A 16,295-nucleotide genomic window follows, 5' to 3' on the forward strand; every position below is an offset into this window, starting at 1 on the left:
TTACTCGTCTCCCTCCTCATCCTCATCCGGCGACTCTTCGTCAGTCGCGGCCACCCGGGCCATGCCGATCAGCTGTTCGTCCTCGCCCAGTCGAATCAGGGTAACGCCCTGGGTGTTGCGGCTCATGCGCGAAATTTCGGTGACCGAAGTCCGGACCAGGGTGCCCGCGTTGGAAGTGAGCATCACGTCGTCTTCGTCGGCCACGGCCAGCGCAGCCACCAGCGGGCCATTGCGACCTTCTGTCTGGATACCGATCACGCCCTGCCCGCCACGCTTGTGGACCGGGAATTCGTCCAGCGGCGTGCGCTTTCCGTAGCCGTTGGCAGTGCCCAGCAGCACGTCGGCATCCCCGGCCACCAACATGGAAACGACTTCCTGTTCGTCCTGAAGTCGAATTCCCAGTACGCCGCGTGTCTGGCGGCCCATCGCTCGCGCGTCGGTCTCGTGGAATCGCACGGTCTTGCCCGAAGACGAGAACAGCAGGATGTCGCACGAGCCGTCGGTAAAGGCCACGTCGACAAGCTCGTCGCCTTCCTCTAGCAGAACCGCCCAGATACCGTTCGATCGGATGTTGGCGAAGTCCGAAAGCGGCGTCTTCTTGACGCGGCCGCCGCGGGTGGCGAAGAACACGAACCAGTCGTCGGGGAACTCGCGCGTGGGCAGTACGGCGTTGATGCGTTCATCTTCGTCAAGCGGCAACAGGTTGACCATCGGCCGCCCACGGCTGTTGTGGCCGGCCTGCGGTAGCTGATAGACCTTGGTCTTGTACACCTTGCCGGCACTCGTGAACACCAGCAGCGTGTCATGGGTATTGGTGACCCAGAACCGTTCGACGAAGTCCTCGTCCTTCGTCTTTGCAGCCGAGCGGCCACGGCCGCCTCGCTTCTGGGCGCGATAGCGGTCCAGCGGCTGGTACTTGGCATAGCCGGCATGGGAGAGCGTGACCACCACGTCTTCCGGGGTGATCAGATCTTCCATGGTGAGATCGAGGTGATCATGCATGATCTCCGAACGTCGCACGTCGTCGAACTGGTCGCGCAGGGCCACCAGCTCGTCGCGGATGACCTCCATCAGCGCGTCGGGTTCGGACAGGATGCGCATCAGCTCCCGGATGGTTTCCAGGATGCCCTCGTACTCTTCGGAGAGCTTGTCCTGCTCCAGTCCGGTGAGCTTCTGCAGGCGCAAATCGAGAATCGCCTGGGCCTGATTCGGCGAGAGCTGGTACCCCCCCTCGCCCAAACCGTACTCGGGGAGCAGATCCTCGGGGCGCGAAAGCTCGGCCCCGGCCTGCCCCAGCAGGGATTCGACCAGACCGGCATCCCAACGCCTGGCCTGCAGCGCCTCGCGCGCATCGGCGGGGGTCTTGGAGCCCTTGATCAGCGCGATGACTTCATCGAGATTGGCAATCGCGACGGTCAGCCCTTCCAGGATATGAGCGCGCTCGCGCGACTTTCTGAGTTCGTAAAGGCTGCGGCGGGTAACCACTTCGCGGCGGTGCGCGAGGAAGGCGGACAGAATCTGCCGGATATTGAGCAGCTTCGGCTGGCCGTCGACCAGTGCGACCATGTTGATGCCGAATACCGACTGCAGCTGGGTGAGCTGGAACAGGTTGTTCAGCACCACTTCGGCCACTTCGCCACGCTTGAGCTCGATGACCATGCGCATGCCGTCCTTGTCCGACTCGTCACGCAGTCCCGAAATACCTTCGACGCGCTTGTCCTTGACCAGTTCGGCAATTTTTTCGAGCAACCGGGCCTTGTTGACCATGTAGGGCAGCTCGGTGACGACGATGCGGGTCCTGCCGCTGTCCTCGTCGGTCTCGATTTCGGTGCGCGCGCGCATGTAGATTCGTCCGCGCCCGGTGCGGTAGGCCTCGTCGATCCCGGCCGCGCCGTTGATGATGGCCGCGGTCGGAAAATCGGGCCCCGGCAAGTGCTCCATGATCTCGTCGATTCCCATGTCCGGATCCCGAATCATGGCCAGCAATGCGCTGATGACCTCGCCAAGGTTATGCGGCGGGATGTTGGTGGCCATGCCCACCGCAATACCGGAGGCGCCGTTGACCAGCAGATTGGGCACTCGCGCCGGCAGGACGGTCGGCTCATGTTCCGACTCGTCGTAGTTGGGAATGAAGTTGACCGTTTCCTTGCCGATATCGGCCAGCATCTGGTGCGCGATCTTGGCCATGCGCACCTCGGTGTAACGCATGGCTGCTGCCGAGTCGCCGTCGATCGAGCCGAAGTTGCCCTGACCGTCGACCAGCATGTAGCGCATTGAAAACGGCTGGGCCATCCGCACGATGGTGTCGTAGACGGCACTGTCGCCGTGAGGGTGGTACTTACCGATGACGTCACCGACCACACGGGCCGATTTCTTGTAGGGTTTGTTGAAGTCGTTGCCCAGCTCGTGCATCGCGAACAGCACGCGCCGGTGAACCGGCTTGAGGCCATCTCGAACGTCCGGAAGCGCCCGGCCCACGATCACGCTCATGGCGTAATCGAGGTAGGACTGGCGCATTTCGTCTTCCAGGTTCACCTGGAGCACTTCGCGTGCCATTTCCGCCATCTACGGTAACCCCGTAACTACTTAAAGTTATTTTGGTAAGTGTCTGAAAATAAAGCTTTTCAGAGGAGCTCTTCCGAACAGCTGAAGGCGTCGCCCGGATAAGCACAACAAACCGCGAATATTACCACAGACGGCTGATTTCAGGGGCTTTCCGAGTCCGGCAAATTAGAAAAGTCGTAAGGCGGAAAATGCGCGCCATCCTGGGTCACGATGCAGTCGACGAGCTCGCCCGGGGTGATGTCGAATACGGGGTTCCAGGCTTCGAATCCGGCCGGCGCTCGTTCGATCCCGGCGGCACGCCATATCTCGGCCGGATCGCGCTGCTCGATAGCGATCTCCGCTCCGGATCCCAGGTGAGGATCGACGGTTGAAGAAGGCGCCACAACCATCATCCTGACGCCGTAATGGCGAGCGAGAACGGCCAGCATGCTGGTGCCGACCTTGTTGGCCACGTCGCCGTTGGCGGTAATGCGGTCCGCGCCGGTGATGACCCAGTCAATCGCACCCGAGGCCATCAGCGACGCCGCGGCGCCTTCGACAATGACCTGGAAAGGAATGCCCTGCCGAGCCAGTTCCCAGGCGGTCAACCTCGACCCCTGGAACCATGGCCGCGTCTCGTCGGCGTAGATTCGAGCCACGCATTCCTGCCGCCAGCCTTCGACGATCACGCCCAGCGCAGTCCCGATACCGCCGGTTGCCAACGAGCCCGTGTTGCAGTGCGTCAGCACGCCCGACCCGGAATCGATCAGGGCCGCCCCTGCCCGGGCCATGGTTCGATTCGCATCGATATCTTCCTGGTGGATCCGGCGCGCCTCGGCCAGGAGTTGTTCCGGATCAAGCTCACCGATGCGATCGGCGCATCGGCGCATGCGGGCCAGGGCCCAACTCAGATTGACGGCGGTGGGCCGGGCACGCTCGAGCCGCTCGAGATCCTCGTACCAGAGTGGGTAGTCGCCGCCACGGTGACGTGCCGCCATCACGGCCCCGTAGGCCGCCGTGATGCCGATTGCCGGAGCGCCACGCACGACGAGATCACGAATGGCCGCGGCAGCCTCGTCCGCGGTCTCGATCTCAAGCCAGTGCTCTCGCGCCGGCAGCAGGCGCTGATCGAGCAGCCTCAGGCCGTCGTCTTCGAACGCAATAGCCTGGAAACCGTCATGTCCATCCACCTTGTGCATCCGTTCCGTCGCTGACAATCGTTGTGCAAAACCGTATTATGAATGATTGCGCAACCCATGGATGAACGACTTCAGATGCGAACTTTCCTAGCCCTGCTGCTGCTCGCGAGCCTGCCCCTGGCCGCGCAGGAATCCGAACAGAACACCGATACCCGGACCGATTCCACAACAACGGAGAACCCGAACGTGATCCTGCATACAAACCTCGGCGCCATCACCGTCGAATTATTCGAAGAACAGGCGCCGAAGTCCACGGCCAATTTCCTTCGCTACGCGCGAGACGGCCATTACGACGGCACCATATTTCACCGTGTGATCAACAACTTCATGATCCAGGGCGGCGGTTTCGACACCGACTTTGAACAGAAGCCCACCAGCGATCCGATCGAGAACGAGGCCGACAACGGCCTGAAGAACGAGCGCGGCACCCTGGCGATGGCACGTACCAACGACCCCCATTCGGCCACCAGCCAGTTCTTCATCAACGTGGTCGACAATGACTTCCTCAATCATCGAAACAAGGCTTCCGGACAAACCTGGGGCTACGCCGTGTTCGGTCGGGTAGTCGAAGGGATGGACATCGTCGACGAAATTCGAGCCCTGGAGACGGGCACCCAGGGCATGCACCGCGACGTGCCGGTCGAGCCGGTCATCATCGAAAAGGTCGAGCTTTCTGAGTAAAGCGGCAACAACCTACCTGATCGCCGACCTGCACCTGCAGGAGGAGCGCCCGGAAACAACGCGCCTGTTCCTCGATTTTGTCGACGGACCGGCGCGGGAAGCCGCGGCGCTCTATATCATCGGGGATCTGTTCGAGGTCTGGATCGGCGACGACGCGCCCGGCGAACTCGGTCGCCGGGTCGCTCGCCACCTGGCCAAACTGGCCGAAAGCGGGACTGAACTGTTTTTCATTTGCGGCAATCGTGATTTCCTCGTCGGTGAACGCTACTGCCGACAGGCCGGCATGAAACGCCTCGACGAGCCGGAGTTTCTCTCTCAGGCCGATACGCCGATCATGCTGTTGCACGGCGACACGCTTTGCACGGACGATTACACCTACCAGAAATTCCGGCGCAAGGCGCGGGATCCCCGCTGGCAACAACGCATCCTCTCCAAGCCGGCGTGGATGCGAAGACTGATGGCGAGACTGGCGCGCTGGAAAAGTCGGCGGCACACCGGCAATACCGAGGTGAGCATCATGGACGTCAACTCAAGCGCCGTGGAGACAGCCTTTCGCGAGCACGGTGTGCGCCGCATGATTCACGGTCATACGCATCGGCCGGCGATTCACGATATCTCGATCGACCAGCGTCACTGCCAGCGAATCGTACTGGGCGACTGGCACGAGACCGGAAGCGTGGTGCGGGTGGATTCCGGACTGACCATGCTGACGGTCGCCCGCGACGACAGGGGCAATGCCGAGCTCAGACTGCAGGAAACGGCGGCACCTCTGAGCTGATGGGTTGGAATTTCTAAAGCAGTGATTCAAGCCGGCGCGCTGCCGCCATACCGCTGATCCAGGCACCCTCGATCCGCTCACCGGCGCACCAGTCGCCGGCAAGCACCAGCTTGCGAGCGTCATCGGCCAGGATCGGCCCCTCCAGCGGCTTGCGCGCCATGGCATAACGCCAGCGGTGCGCAGCGCACACGCGGGCGTTCTGCTTCAGGCCGGGATCGAGGTCACCCATGGCGGCAAACAATTCCTGCGCGACTTCTTCGGGTGCGGCCTCAAGGTTTTCTCTGGACCACGCCCCGCTGGCATGGCCAACCCAGGCGGAAGGCTTGCCGTTGCCCGGTTTGCTGTCATTGCGCGCAACCCAGGACAGCGGGCCATCATTGACGAATGCGGCGTCGAAAGCCACGGCCGGAGCCACGTCGAATCCCACCATCACGGCCCAGCAAGGCAACATCTCGATCGAATCGAGCTGCCGGTGTAGCGCATGCCCCGTACCCAGCAACTCGCAGGCCTGTGCCGGAGGCGCCGTCAGCAGGATGGCACGGCCTTCCAGTGTTTTGTCATCGGCGGAACTAATCCGCCATGCCTGGCCGTCAAATTCAATCGATTCCACGCGCCAGCGCCAACGACAATCAAGCCCGCTTGCGAGGCGGCGCAATACGGCATTCATGCCGCCGTCACCCACCCAACGCTGGGCCGGCGCGCGCCCGGCATTCCGGGGTCGCTCCCCGAACACTTCCAGCCGCGGCCGCCACGCTGCAAGAAGACCAGCACCCGCCCAGGCCTCGACCTGGCGGGAGAACGCCTCGCTGCGTGCCGTCAGATACTGTGCGCCATGGTCGAACGTGAATACCTCCTCCCGCCGGCTGGCACTGCGACCACCGGGGCCGCGGGACTTCTCGACCACGGCAACTGAACGGCCGGCGGAAGCAAGCCTCGCCGCGGCCGTAAGCCCGCTCCAGCCGGCCCCGATAACGATTACATCGATCATTGAGCCTGCTCAGTGCGGCTCAAGCGAGAGGTTTCGAAGCCCTGTCGTTGCGCCTCGGCGACCAGGCGATTGAAAACGTCATCCGACAATTCCGGCTGTCGCGCCAATATCCAGAGAAATTCCCGGTCATCGCTGCCAACCAGCGCGTAACGGTACTGCTCGTCCAGTGCCATGACCCGGTACTCACCCCAGACGAAAGGTAGCCAGGACAGCCAGCGCGGCGCAAATCGCACTTCGAGTGCCGCTTCACGGCCATCGGAACGGTCTCGTCGCGCGACGCCTTCGGCCTCGCTCCAGCCTCCATCGGCCCGGCGGCAGCGATTGGTGACGCTGACCCGGCCAGCATCGAGCAATGCATACTCGGCCGTCACCTCGCCCGCGCACTGCTCCTGGAAGCGGTTGGGCAGCCGCGCAATCTCGTACCAGCGCCCCTGGTAGCGGTCGAGATCGATCGAGTCGACCAGATCAAGGGGTTCACGCGCCATGACGGGGGAGCTTAGCGCCAGGCCGATCAGAACCAGGGCCATACCACTTCCGGCCCTGGCCGCAAATCCGATTAGTGGGTATTTCATGCCGTTTATTCACTTGCAGATTGTATCGTCATGATAAGCCTGCCATGTAAACGTAGCCTGTGCGAGCGCCCGAAATGCTGGTAGACTCGGCGATTCAGTGACCTGAAATCCTTGAATCAAAGGGGGTGACGATGGAGTGAGACTCTATGAAGCACCCAACCCCTCATCGCTGCCGCTATCATTCGCAGCGTTCGACTCACTGGTACTGTGAGCCCTGCCGCCTGCCGCTGTGCACCGCCTGTAAGCCCTACGCCGAGCAACTGCCCATCGAGGTCGACTGCCCGATTTGCAGGCAGGCCATGCAGGAACAAGTTGCCGATAGCGATCCAGCAGACGCTGTCCAGACTCCATTGAAGAACGCGACCTCCCCGCCGGCTCTGGTCATTGCCGTCCTTGCAGCCGTAACCGCCGCACTCGGCTTTGGCTCCATAACGGGGTTTCTCATGAGTGTTCCTGTGGGCGCCGCGTTGCTCTACATGATGATCACGCTGGCGCGCAGAGCCGGAGAAGGTCTGCCGCATCCTCCCGCGGCCAGCGATCTTTTTGAAATCGACCAGGTCGAGTACAGCCTGCGCCTGCTCACGTTCGGACTGCCCTTCATTGCACTGCTCCTGGTCACGATGGCGGCCACTTCGACAGCGCTGGCCACACTCGCCTGGCTGGTAGCCGCTGCAATTGTGCCCGCAGCACTGATAACGGCGATCGTTTTCGAATCGCCTCGGGCGGCGCTTGATCCGGCTTCGATCAGCCACGTTGGCGGAATCACGAAAAAACAGGTGGCGGTACTCTCACTGCTTTCGATCGGTGCCGTGCTCGCCGGCGCCGGTCTCTTGACCCTGACGGGCGGCGGGGTCGCGGTTGTCCGGGGATTGCTCGCGTTCACGGCCTGCCTGCTCGCCCTGGGCCTGAGTAGCCGGCTGGGCATGATTGCACGCAGCCATCGTCGCAGGCTCGAGTACCCTGCCGGCGTCGCGCCCATCGATCGCCCGCGCCGCCCCGAGCCCTCCCTGTACGAGCCTGCCTTGCTGGCTGCCGATGCCGAAGTTCTCCTGCAGGAAAAGCACTCGCATGAGGCAAGGCAATTACTGGGTAAGGCGCTGACACGCTATCCGGACAATCCCGCGCTCAATGCGCTGTTCGACAGGCTGGTCCGGGAGACGGCACGGCCAGGTGAGTACCGCAATCATCTCGAGCGTCGCATGCAGCGCCTTATCCGCGACGGTCAGGTTGCCGCTGCAACCGAATTGTGGCAGCGCAACAGCCCGGGCCTCGACAACTGGATACCTCGCCTGAGCGAGACCCGCTACCGCCTTGCGCTGGAACTCGATGAACTCGGCGACCACCAGATGGCGTGCCGGCTCTTGCTGAGCCTGCCGCCGGAAGACAGAAAGTTCTCCCATATTGCCGAGGCCTGGATGGAAGCGGCCCGCATCATGGAAGAGCGGCTCGACGATCCGCAGAGGGCACGGGAGTTACGCAAGGTCGTTCAGCAGCGTTTTCCGGAGCGCGCCAAGCGATGGCTTTCACAGCGGCAGCCCGTCAAACGGCCGAAAAGCGAGAAACGACAGCCGGTGGCTTCCCCCCAGGTCATCGCGCAGGGTTGATCAGAGGCCCCTTAATGACTCTCGACGTTCACAGCGCAGGATGGAAATGGAGTAATCTCGGCCTACGGACACGTCTTTTCAGGAAATAGCGAGCGCGAATGAGACTCCGCGGCCTATCCGGCTTTCTTCTCCTTTCCACCGCCTGCATTGTGCAACTGTTCTGGGCCGATCCGGCACACCCGGATTCATCCCTGCGCGCCGGCGGCGGCAGCCTGGCCCTCGAAATCCGGGGTGATTACCTTCCGGACTTCGGCATCGAAGTCCTGCAGCACGGACAAGCAATTACCACGCGCAAGCAGTTGAGCTTTCGGCTCGAGGCGATCGAGCCGATCGGCATCGACGCGCCCCGGGGCGTCTTCGAGGCACTGAAGTCCGGCAGCGGCCGGCTGACGGCGGACGCGGACCTCGTACTTCGCCGTGGCAACCGGGAAGTCATCGTCGAAAGGATTGCGATCATTCCCGGAGAGAACGCCGGACACCCCCGGCTCGTCATCCTGGACGACAGCGACAACAAGCTGTTCACGCTGACCCATCTCCACCTGGCGCTTGATATCGACGGCGGGCGTCTTTCCATCAGTCACGCCGAGCTGGAAGCCACGGACGACCTGGCGCGGCGGCTGGGTTTCGCGAAGCTGGCCGGAATGCCGATCGGCGCGGCCCGGCTGGATCTAGAACTCGAGATCATGGACCGCGGCGCCCTCTCGGGGTTGCCGGAGGCGTGCGAAGGGCGACCGGTCTGGCCGCAGGACGGCGTGGAGGCGGATATCAAACTGATCGGAATGAACAACGTTGCCTACCAGGGCACGCATGCCGACGGCCGTATCAAGCTCGCCCCGTCGGCCACCCTCAAGAATGTTTCCGAAGCGGATATCCCCTGGATTCCACAGTTCGAAACACTCGACGGCTACATCTACCCCGACGATCCGTCCGACCAGCACGCCTACCTGGTCTGGAATCTCTACCGGATTGCCGACGGCCGGATCGAAATGCTGGCCGCATCAGGCGCCAAGCACGCCTTCTTCACGGTCAATAACAACTGCGACATCGACTGCGACAACAACCACGTGGTCTGGAAAGGCTGTGAGGACGTCTACGCGGCCAGCAGTAACGACATGCCGGCCCACCAGGGCCCGCGGAACGAAATCGAAGCCAGCATCGGCGAGTGGGACAACTGCCACTCCTTCTTCGACCCGGACTGCACCGGCAGCCAGACCGACTATTCCGGCCAGTGGCGGCACCGACTGCTGGTCGATCCCGACGAGCTACAGCGGCCCGGAGCCGAGTACTTCATGGACGCCTGGTATGTCGTGCAGCACGACGTCGATATCTGGAACACCATGGGGTACCTGCCCATCGATCCGGAACCAATCGGCAACGGCTGGGAGATGAATGAAGGAACGTTCACGAACGGCGCCGTTATCTCGAAATGGGTGAATCCCGATAGCACCGGGACCATGTCCGACCACGAAGAGATCGTCATCCCCTCCGAAGCACCGGGTAAGCAATACCCTGAAAACATGCCGCAGGGCCACTTGCGGCTGCTGGTCCAGGTCACCGAAGTCGAAACCGGGCGCTATCGATACAACTACGCGTTACAGAACTACGACTTCGACCGGGCACTGGAAGGCTTCCGTATCGAACTACCCGAAAACGCCGAGGTTTTCGATACGTATTTCGGAGACATCGACCGGGATTCCGGTAATGACTGGCGCATCGAAGTCCACGACGCTTACGTCTCCTTCCAGGCGCCCCCCGGCAACACACTGACCTGGTTCACGCTGTTCAACTTCGAGGTCGAAACAGACGCCCCGCCTGTCGATTCAGCCGTCCGGCTCGACCTGTGCGGTGAGGGCAACGATACGGAGCAGGACGTGGCGATACTCGCTCCGGCGGCAGGGATGGATCTGATCTTCGAGGATGCCTTCCGCGGCTCTAGCTGCTGACTGGCCCGGCGCCAACCTGCGTCATTCGGCCGCTTCGGGCCGCAGATAGGGGAACAGCAGCACGTCACGAATCGAGGCCGAGTCGGTCAGCAGCATGACCAGGCGATCGATTCCGATGCCCTCGCCCGCCGCCGGCGGCATGCCGTATTCCAGCGCCCGGATGTAGTCCTGGTCGAAATGCATGGCCTCGGCATCGCCCGCGTCGCGCGCCTCGACCTGGGCCTGGAAACGCTCGGCCTGGTCTTCCGGATCATTCAGCTCCGAGAACCCGTTGGCGATCTCGCGCCCGGCGATGATCAACTCGAAGCGATCGGCAAAGTCCGGGTCCTGCTCATTGCGCCGCGACAGCGGCGAGACCTCGATCGGATACTGCGTGACGAAAGTCGGCTGGATAAGCCGGTGCTCGACGCCCTCCTCGAACAACTCCATGAGCAGGCGCCCCCAGCTCCAGCCATCTTCGACATGAATGTCGTGACTTCGGCAGACGGCGCGCAGTCTGTCGGCATCCTTGATGTCTTCCCGGGAGACTTCGTCGTAATGCTCGATAACGGCATCCGCAACCTCGATGCGGTCGTAATCACCGCTGAAGTCGATGGTTTCGCCCTGGTACTCGACGCGCCCTCCGGAGAGACCTGGCAGGTCATCGATCAACCGGTTGAACAAGCTCTGGGTCAGCCGGATCAGGTCGTTGTAATCGGCATGCGCCCAGTAGAACTCGAGCATCGTGAATTCGGGGTTGTGCCGGGTCGAGACACCTTCGTTGCGGAAGTTGCGGTTGATCTCGTAGACCTTTTCCAGGCCGCCGACCAGCAATCGCTTGAGATGCAGCTCGGGGGCGACGCGCAGGTAAAGATCGAGATCGAGCGCGTTGTGATGGGTCACGAAGGGCCGCGCCGTCGCACCGCCGGGGATGTGGTGCATCATCGGCGTTTCGACTTCGAGAAAGCCCTGGTCATCGAAGTAATGTCGGATCGCGCGGATGATCAGCGAGCGGCGCACGAAGGTGTCGCGCACTTCCGGGTTGACGATCAGGTCGACATAGCGCTGGCGATAGCGCGTCTCCTGGTCGCTCAGACCATGCCATTTTTCCGGCAGCGGCCGCAGCGCCTTGGTCAGGAGCTTGAGGTCGCCGGCCTGGATGCTCAGCTCGCCCGTACGCGTTCGCATCAGCGTGCCGGTCACACCGACGATATCGCCGATATCCCAGTGCTTGAACGCCTGGTACACGCCCTCGGGAAGATCGTCGCGGCGAAGATAGAGCTGGATGCGCGCACCCGACCCGTCCTGGATATGCACGAAGCTCGCCTTGCCCATGATGCGGCGCGACAGGATCCGGCCGGCCAGGCTGTAGGTCTCACCCTGGCTTTCCAGTGCCGCCTGATCCCACTTTTCGGCATCACCGAATCGATCGAGCAGGTCTGCTGCATCGGCCGTTACCCGGAAGTCATTCGGATACGCTTCACCCTGCTCTCGCAAGGCATGCAACTTTTCCCGCCGCTCGGCGATCAGGCGATTCTCGTCCACTTCGGGCGTCGGATTCTGTTCGTCGTTTGTCATGGGAAGATCACTTTAAAAAAACTGTCCACAGATGAACACAGATAAACACAGATTGAAAAATAAAATGAAACCAGCTTTAACTATCCACCTTCGAATACGATGAATTCCCATAGCGCTCTAAAGCCCGAAAAAATCCTTATCTGTGTTCATCTGTGGACAAAATTTATTCCAATCCAGCCTGTAATTGCGCAGCGGCGAATTCGTCGAGGTCACCGTCAAGCACTTTCTGGGTGTCGCTGCGCTCAATACCCGTGCGCAGGTCCTTGATGCGCGACTGGTCGAGAACATAGTTACGAATCTGGCTACCCCAGCCGATATCGGCTTTCTCGTCCTCGGCGCTTTGTGCCTTGTCGCGCTGTTTCTGTAGCTCCAGTTCGTAGAGCTTGGCGCGCAGCTGCTTCATCGCGTGGTCGCGATTCTTGTGCTGCGAGCGGTCGTTCTGGCACTGCACCACGATTCCGGTGGGCTCGTGGGTGATACGCACGGCCGACTCGGTGGTATTGACGTGCTGACCGCCTGCGCCGGAGGCACGGTAGACATCGATACGCAAGTCCGACGGATCGACGTCGATCTCGATGTCCTCGTCGATTTCGGGTGATACGAACACGCTGGCAAACGAGGTATGCCGGCGATTGCCCGAGTCGAACGGCGACTTGCGCACCAGTCGATGCACGCCCGTCTCGGTGCGACACCACCCGAAAGCATGATCGCCCTCGACGCGAATCGTCGCACTCTTGATGCCGGCGACGTCACCTGCGGACAGCTCGATGATCTCGGCCTTCCAGCCGCGGTGCTCGGCCCAGCGCAGGTACATGCGCAGCAGCATTTCGGCCCAGTCCTGAGCCTCGGTGCCGCCGGAGCCGGCCTGGATATCGATGAAGCAGGGGCGGTCGTCCATTTCCCCGGAGAACATGCGCTGGAACTCCAGGTCCGCGACACGCTTTTCGAGATCCTGGAGATCGCCGGCCACGCTCTCCAGCGTGTCCTCATCTTCCTCTTCCTGCGCCAGCTCGAGCAGTTCCGCAGCGTCGCTCACGCCCTCGAGCACCGCTCGCTGGGCCGTCACGGAACGGTCGAGATCGGAACGTTCCTTGCCCAGTTTCTGGGCATGTTCCGGATTGTCCCAGACGGACGGATCCTCGAGTTCCCGGGTGACTTCTTCGAGTCGTTCTACTTTGCCATCGTAGTCAAAGATACCCCCTCAGCGCACTAACACGGCGCTCCAGGTCGTCCAGAAGAGTCTTGATTGCAGTCAGTTCCATTTCGGCTTTGATCCTTGTGGCGATGGCAAAACGCGCTATTGTAACGCCGCCCGATCGCCAGCGGCCAGCGCACCACTAACCGAGCGATTCCACCAGGTAACGGATCTTCATCTGCGGCACGACCCGACCCTGCCAGCGATTGATTTCCAGGCTGTAGACGACGCCGAGCGGATCGGGTAACTCCTGGTGGCAGAGGCTGCCGGCACCGAAGGCGATGGCGTCGAGGGCTGGACCGCCTCCTTCCGCTTGCAGCCGCAGCTTGAGATGGCTTGCGCCCACGACGCGGCGTTCCAGTATCCGAAAGCGGCCGTCAAACAACGGCTCCGGCCAGGCCTGGCCCCAGGGACCGGCCTCGGCCAGGGCTGTCGCGGTCTCCAGAGACAGCTCCTCGGCAGCCAGCGGGCCGTCGGTATGCACGATATCGGGCTCGAAAACCCGGTCGGCCAGTTGGTCCTGAAAGGCTTCGCGAAACGCGTCCAGGCGATCCTCGGCCAGTGACAGGCCCGCCGCCCGCGCATGGCCGCCGAAACGCCCGATCAGCCCGGGATGCTGCACATCAATATCGACCAGCAAGTCGCGCATGTGCACGCCGGAGGGGCTGCGTCCCGAGCCCTTGAGCTCGCTGCCGCCCGCTTCGGCCGGCGCGAAAGCGATAACCGGGCGCTGCAGGCGCTCGACCAGCCGGCCGGCGACCAGGCCCACGACGCCCTGGTGCCAATCCGGATCGAACACGCAAAGCCCGGGCAGATCGCCTTCCACCTGCTCGCTCAGGGCCTCCGCCTGGGCTTCGGCCGCTTCCTGCATATCGGCTTGCAGTGACTGGCGCTCGCGGTTGAGCGCATCCAGTTTTTGCGCCAGTTCCGTGGCTTCCTGCTCCCGGTCTGCCAACAGGCAGCGAATGCCGATACCCATATCCTCCAGGCGCCCCGCAGCGTTGAGACGAGGGCCGGCCGCAAAGCCCATGTCGGAAGCGTCGACATGGCGCACGTTGCGCCCTGCCACTTCCAGCAGCGCGCGGATGCCCGGCAGGCAACGCCCGGCGCGAATCCGCAGCAGGCCCTGATGGACCAGGCGGCGGTTATTCTCGTCAAGCGGCACCAGGTCAGCCACCGTGCCGAGGGCAACGAGATCGAGCCATTGATCGAGCCGCGGCTCGCGCCCGCGCGTGAAGCGGCCCTGCTCGCGCAGACGCGACCTCAGTGCCATGAGCAGGTAAAACATCACGCCCACACCGGCCAGGGCCCCGGACCCGAAGGTCTCGCCGGATAGATTGGGATTGACGATGGCGTCGGCCGGCGGCAGACGCTCCCCCGGAAGGTGGTGGTCCGTGACGATGACGCGCATACCGGACTGGATCGCGCGCTCGACACCCTGGTGCGAACTCACGCCCTGATCGACCGTCACGACCAGGTCGGGCGCAAGTTCGATCAGTTCCTCGACCAGGGTCAGACCCAGACCGTAGCCATGACGAAAGCGGTCGGGCACGCGCCAGTGCACATCGCGTGCCCCCAGGGCCCGCAACCCGCGCACGGCCAGCGCCGTGCCCGTTGCGCCGTCGGCATCGAAATCCCCAACCACAACGATGCGCCGCTGCCCGGCGATGGCATCGGACAATAGCTCGCAGGCGGCGTCCAGACCGCCCAGCGTGGGCGGCAATAGCGTCGACAACGAATAGTCCGGGATGCGCCTGGCGCCGCGCGCGGCCAACACCCGGCCGACCACCGGATGGACGCCGGCCACGGAGGAAGCGAGCCCTTCACGGCGCCGCACGTGCACGCGCCGGATCACCGCCATATCCTCCAGGCGTCGGCGACCGAAAAACGCCGCAGGGTTTCAATGCCGGCCAGTTCCAGCTCGCGAATTCGTCCCAGCCGCAGCTGCCGCCACAGTGGACGCAGAAAACTCTGCAGCCGATCGAGATTGACCTCGGCGGACTCTTCGAAGCGCGACGGCCACTCGACCAGACTGCCGGGCTGCGCCACGGCATCTTCTTGAAAATTGATTTGCGGCAGGCCCAGCCAGTCAGCCAGGCCGGCGAGTATTGGATCATCGGCCACGATCCGGCACACGCGCGGCTCGGCCGATCCGGCTTTCGGAAGTTCACCACCACCCCAGAACCACAGACTGCCGGGAATCGTCGCGGGATGTTCCGCGACCTGGCGATGCTGGTGAAGGAGTACCTGGGTTTCATTGAGCAGCCTGCACCACCGGCCGGCATCGGGGCCTTCCGGCAGGCAATGTTCGAGGCTGTTTCCCGCCAAGGTCCAGGGCGGCCGGAAGTGCGCATCGGGTGGGGATTCGAGCCTCAGGTAACCCCGCCCATGCTCGGTCAGCTCCAGGTCGAGGCTCTCCTCGCCGAACAGTTCGATCAGATCCGAGCTCCAACGGCCCGGTTCGAATCGTTTGTCGGACTGCAGCCACACGGCCGCCAGGTCGGGAAGCAGTCCGACCGGATCGGCGCGCAGCCATACGCCCCCGGCGTCGTCGGGCCGGTCCAGGCGGCGTGTCAACGGCGCCGCCGGCAGCGGGAGACCGGCCGCCAGTTCAGCTTGCGGGGATTGGCCATCCAGGGGCCGTGGCCGGCATTTGCGAACCAGCGCGTCAACCAGCGGCGGCACGCGAACGGCTTCCCGCAGCAGGGGTTCAAGCTGCGGGACATAGAGGACGAAGCGTTGGTCAGGAGTCGTAGCGGACCTCGACGATTTCATAGGTCCGCTTGCCGTTCGGCGCCTGGAAATCCACGACGTCGCCCTCTTCGTGGCCGATGAGCGCGCGCGCCAGGGGCGCCGAGATCGCCAGCCGGCCATCGCTGGTATCGGCTTCAAGGTCGCCGACGATCTGCCAGGTCACTTCCTCGGCATCCTCGGTATCCTCCATCAGCACCACCGTGGCGCCGAAAACGACCTTGCTGCCGGGATCGAGGGAGGCCACGTCGATGACACGCGAATTGCCCAGCGTACCTTCGAGATCCCGAATACGGGCCTCGATGAATCCCTGCTGCTCGCGCGCGGCGTGGTACTCGGCATTTTCCTTGAGGTCACCGTGCGCACGCGCCTCGGCAATGGCCTCGATGACGGCCGGGCGTTCCTTTTTCTTGAGCCGATCAAGCTCGGCACGCAGGCGCTCTGCGCCCGCCTTGGTCAGTGGCGTCTGACTCATGTTCGCTC

General features: G+C 62.9%; 13 protein-coding genes. 4 read left to right on the forward strand and 9 right to left on the reverse strand.

Annotated elements, in window-relative coordinates; all coding sequences use genetic code 11:
- Both gyrA and mtnA read right to left on the reverse strand, forming a co-directional pair.
- Positions 1-2,565 carry a DNA gyrase subunit A gene (gene gyrA / locus ACDC66_RS07460; RefSeq protein ID WP_376696067.1) on the reverse strand — a complete coding sequence of 855 codons (2,565 nt, stop codon included), beginning with the start codon at positions 2,563-2,565 and terminating at the stop codon, positions 1-3.
- Between the two features lie 140 nt (positions 2,566-2,705).
- Complete coding sequence (gene mtnA, locus ACDC66_RS07465; protein ID WP_376696152.1) at positions 2,706-3,743, reverse strand: S-methyl-5-thioribose-1-phosphate isomerase; 1,038 nt, start codon at positions 3,741-3,743, stop codon at positions 2,706-2,708.
- Between the two features lie 57 nt (positions 3,744-3,800).
- On the opposite strand from mtnA, the gene ACDC66_RS07470 reads away from it, so the two are divergent.
- Together ACDC66_RS07470 and ACDC66_RS07475 are read left to right on the forward strand one after the other, a co-directional pair.
- The gene (locus tag ACDC66_RS07470) at positions 3,801-4,424 is read left to right on the forward strand and encodes a peptidylprolyl isomerase (protein ID WP_376696068.1); all 624 of its coding nucleotides are present in this window, start codon (positions 3,801-3,803) and stop codon (positions 4,422-4,424) included.
- Positions 4,425-4,488: 64 nt separating this feature from the next.
- Positions 4,489-5,202: a UDP-2,3-diacylglucosamine diphosphatase gene (locus tag ACDC66_RS07475; protein ID WP_376696153.1), complete on the forward strand. Its 714-nt coding sequence runs from the start codon at positions 4,489-4,491 to the stop codon at positions 5,200-5,202.
- Positions 5,203-5,215: 13 nt separating this feature from the next.
- Here ACDC66_RS07475 and ACDC66_RS07480 read toward each other — a convergent pair whose 3' ends face one another.
- Together ACDC66_RS07480 and ACDC66_RS07485 are read right to left on the reverse strand one after the other, a co-directional pair.
- Positions 5,216-6,190: an NAD(P)/FAD-dependent oxidoreductase gene (locus tag ACDC66_RS07480; RefSeq protein WP_376696069.1), complete on the reverse strand. Its 975-nt coding sequence runs from the start codon at positions 6,188-6,190 to the stop codon at positions 5,216-5,218.
- Positions 6,187-6,762 carry a lipocalin family protein gene (locus tag ACDC66_RS07485; RefSeq protein ID WP_376696070.1) on the reverse strand — a complete coding sequence of 192 codons (576 nt, stop codon included), beginning with the start codon at positions 6,760-6,762 and terminating at the stop codon, positions 6,187-6,189. The genes ACDC66_RS07480 and ACDC66_RS07485 overlap by 4 nt, the downstream gene beginning before the upstream one ends.
- A gap of 146 nt (positions 6,763-6,908) precedes the next feature.
- Between ACDC66_RS07485 and ACDC66_RS07490 the strand changes: the two genes are divergently transcribed.
- Both ACDC66_RS07490 and ACDC66_RS07495 read left to right on the forward strand, forming a co-directional pair.
- Positions 6,909-8,366: a hypothetical protein gene (locus ACDC66_RS07490; protein ID WP_376696071.1), complete on the forward strand. Its 1,458-nt coding sequence runs from the start codon at positions 6,909-6,911 to the stop codon at positions 8,364-8,366.
- A 98-nt stretch (positions 8,367-8,464) separates the two neighbouring features.
- Entirely contained in the window at positions 8,465-10,309 is a 1,845-nt protein-coding gene (locus ACDC66_RS07495) for a hypothetical protein (protein ID WP_376696072.1), read from the forward strand.
- Positions 10,310-10,330: 21 nt separating this feature from the next.
- Here ACDC66_RS07495 and lysS read toward each other — a convergent pair whose 3' ends face one another.
- The 5 genes from lysS to greA all read right to left on the reverse strand — a co-directional run bounded on the left by lysS (position 10,331) and on the right by greA (position 16,287).
- Positions 10,331-11,866 (reverse strand): lysine--tRNA ligase, encoded by a 1,536-nt coding sequence (gene lysS / locus ACDC66_RS07500; RefSeq protein WP_376696073.1) that lies wholly within the window; start codon positions 11,864-11,866, stop codon positions 10,331-10,333.
- 163 nt (positions 11,867-12,029) lie between these two features.
- Positions 12,030-13,128, reverse strand: a protein-coding gene (gene prfB / locus ACDC66_RS07505) for a peptide chain release factor 2 (protein ID WP_376696074.1) whose coding sequence is annotated in 2 segments (ribosomal slippage) — positions 12,030-13,055 and positions 13,057-13,128 — 1,098 coding nt in all. Because the reading frame shifts where the segments join, the coding sequence is not laid out codon by codon here.
- A gap of 75 nt (positions 13,129-13,203) precedes the next feature.
- Positions 13,204-14,922: a single-stranded-DNA-specific exonuclease RecJ gene (gene recJ / locus ACDC66_RS07510; RefSeq protein ID WP_376696075.1), complete on the reverse strand. Its 1,719-nt coding sequence runs from the start codon at positions 14,920-14,922 to the stop codon at positions 13,204-13,206.
- Complete coding sequence (locus ACDC66_RS07515; RefSeq protein WP_376696076.1) at positions 14,913-15,836, reverse strand: hypothetical protein; 924 nt, start codon at positions 15,834-15,836, stop codon at positions 14,913-14,915. The genes recJ and ACDC66_RS07515 overlap by 10 nt, the downstream gene beginning before the upstream one ends.
- Complete coding sequence (greA, locus tag ACDC66_RS07520) at positions 15,805-16,287, reverse strand: transcription elongation factor GreA (RefSeq protein ID WP_376696077.1); 483 nt, start codon at positions 16,285-16,287, stop codon at positions 15,805-15,807. Before greA ends, ACDC66_RS07515 begins: the two co-directional genes overlap by 32 nt.
- Positions 16,288-16,295 lie beyond the last annotated feature (8 nt).

The sequence above is a fragment of the Wenzhouxiangella psychrophila genome, assembly GCF_042310375.1.
Classification (GTDB): domain Bacteria; phylum Pseudomonadota; class Gammaproteobacteria; order Xanthomonadales; family Wenzhouxiangellaceae; genus Wenzhouxiangella.

What these genes read in the sequence shown, in the direction of transcription:
- gyrA (WP_376696067.1), bottom strand. Translation starts at nt 2,565, where the DNA reads ATGGCGGAAATGGCACGCGAAGTGCTCCAGGTGAACCTGGAAGACGAA.
- mtnA (WP_376696152.1), bottom strand. Translation starts at nt 3,743, where the DNA reads ATGCACAAGGTGGATGGACATGACGGTTTCCAGGCTATTGCGTTCGAA.
- ACDC66_RS07470 (WP_376696068.1), top strand. Translation starts at nt 3,801, where the DNA reads ATGGATGAACGACTTCAGATGCGAACTTTCCTAGCCCTGCTGCTGCTC.
- ACDC66_RS07480 (WP_376696069.1), bottom strand. Translation starts at nt 6,190, where the DNA reads ATGATCGATGTAATCGTTATCGGGGCCGGCTGGAGCGGGCTTACGGCC.
- ACDC66_RS07485 (WP_376696070.1), bottom strand. Translation starts at nt 6,762, where the DNA reads ATGAAATACCCACTAATCGGATTTGCGGCCAGGGCCGGAAGTGGTATG.
- ACDC66_RS07490 (WP_376696071.1), top strand. Translation starts at nt 6,909, where the DNA reads ATGAAGCACCCAACCCCTCATCGCTGCCGCTATCATTCGCAGCGTTCG.
- ACDC66_RS07495 (WP_376696072.1), top strand. Translation starts at nt 8,465, where the DNA reads ATGAGACTCCGCGGCCTATCCGGCTTTCTTCTCCTTTCCACCGCCTGC.
- lysS (WP_376696073.1), bottom strand. Translation starts at nt 11,866, where the DNA reads ATGACAAACGACGAACAGAATCCGACGCCCGAAGTGGACGAGAATCGC.
- recJ (WP_376696075.1), bottom strand. Translation starts at nt 14,922, where the DNA reads ATGGCGGTGATCCGGCGCGTGCACGTGCGGCGCCGTGAAGGGCTCGCT.
- ACDC66_RS07515 (WP_376696076.1), bottom strand. Translation starts at nt 15,836, where the DNA reads ATGAAATCGTCGAGGTCCGCTACGACTCCTGACCAACGCTTCGTCCTC.
- greA (WP_376696077.1), bottom strand. Translation starts at nt 16,287, where the DNA reads ATGAGTCAGACGCCACTGACCAAGGCGGGCGCAGAGCGCCTGCGTGCC.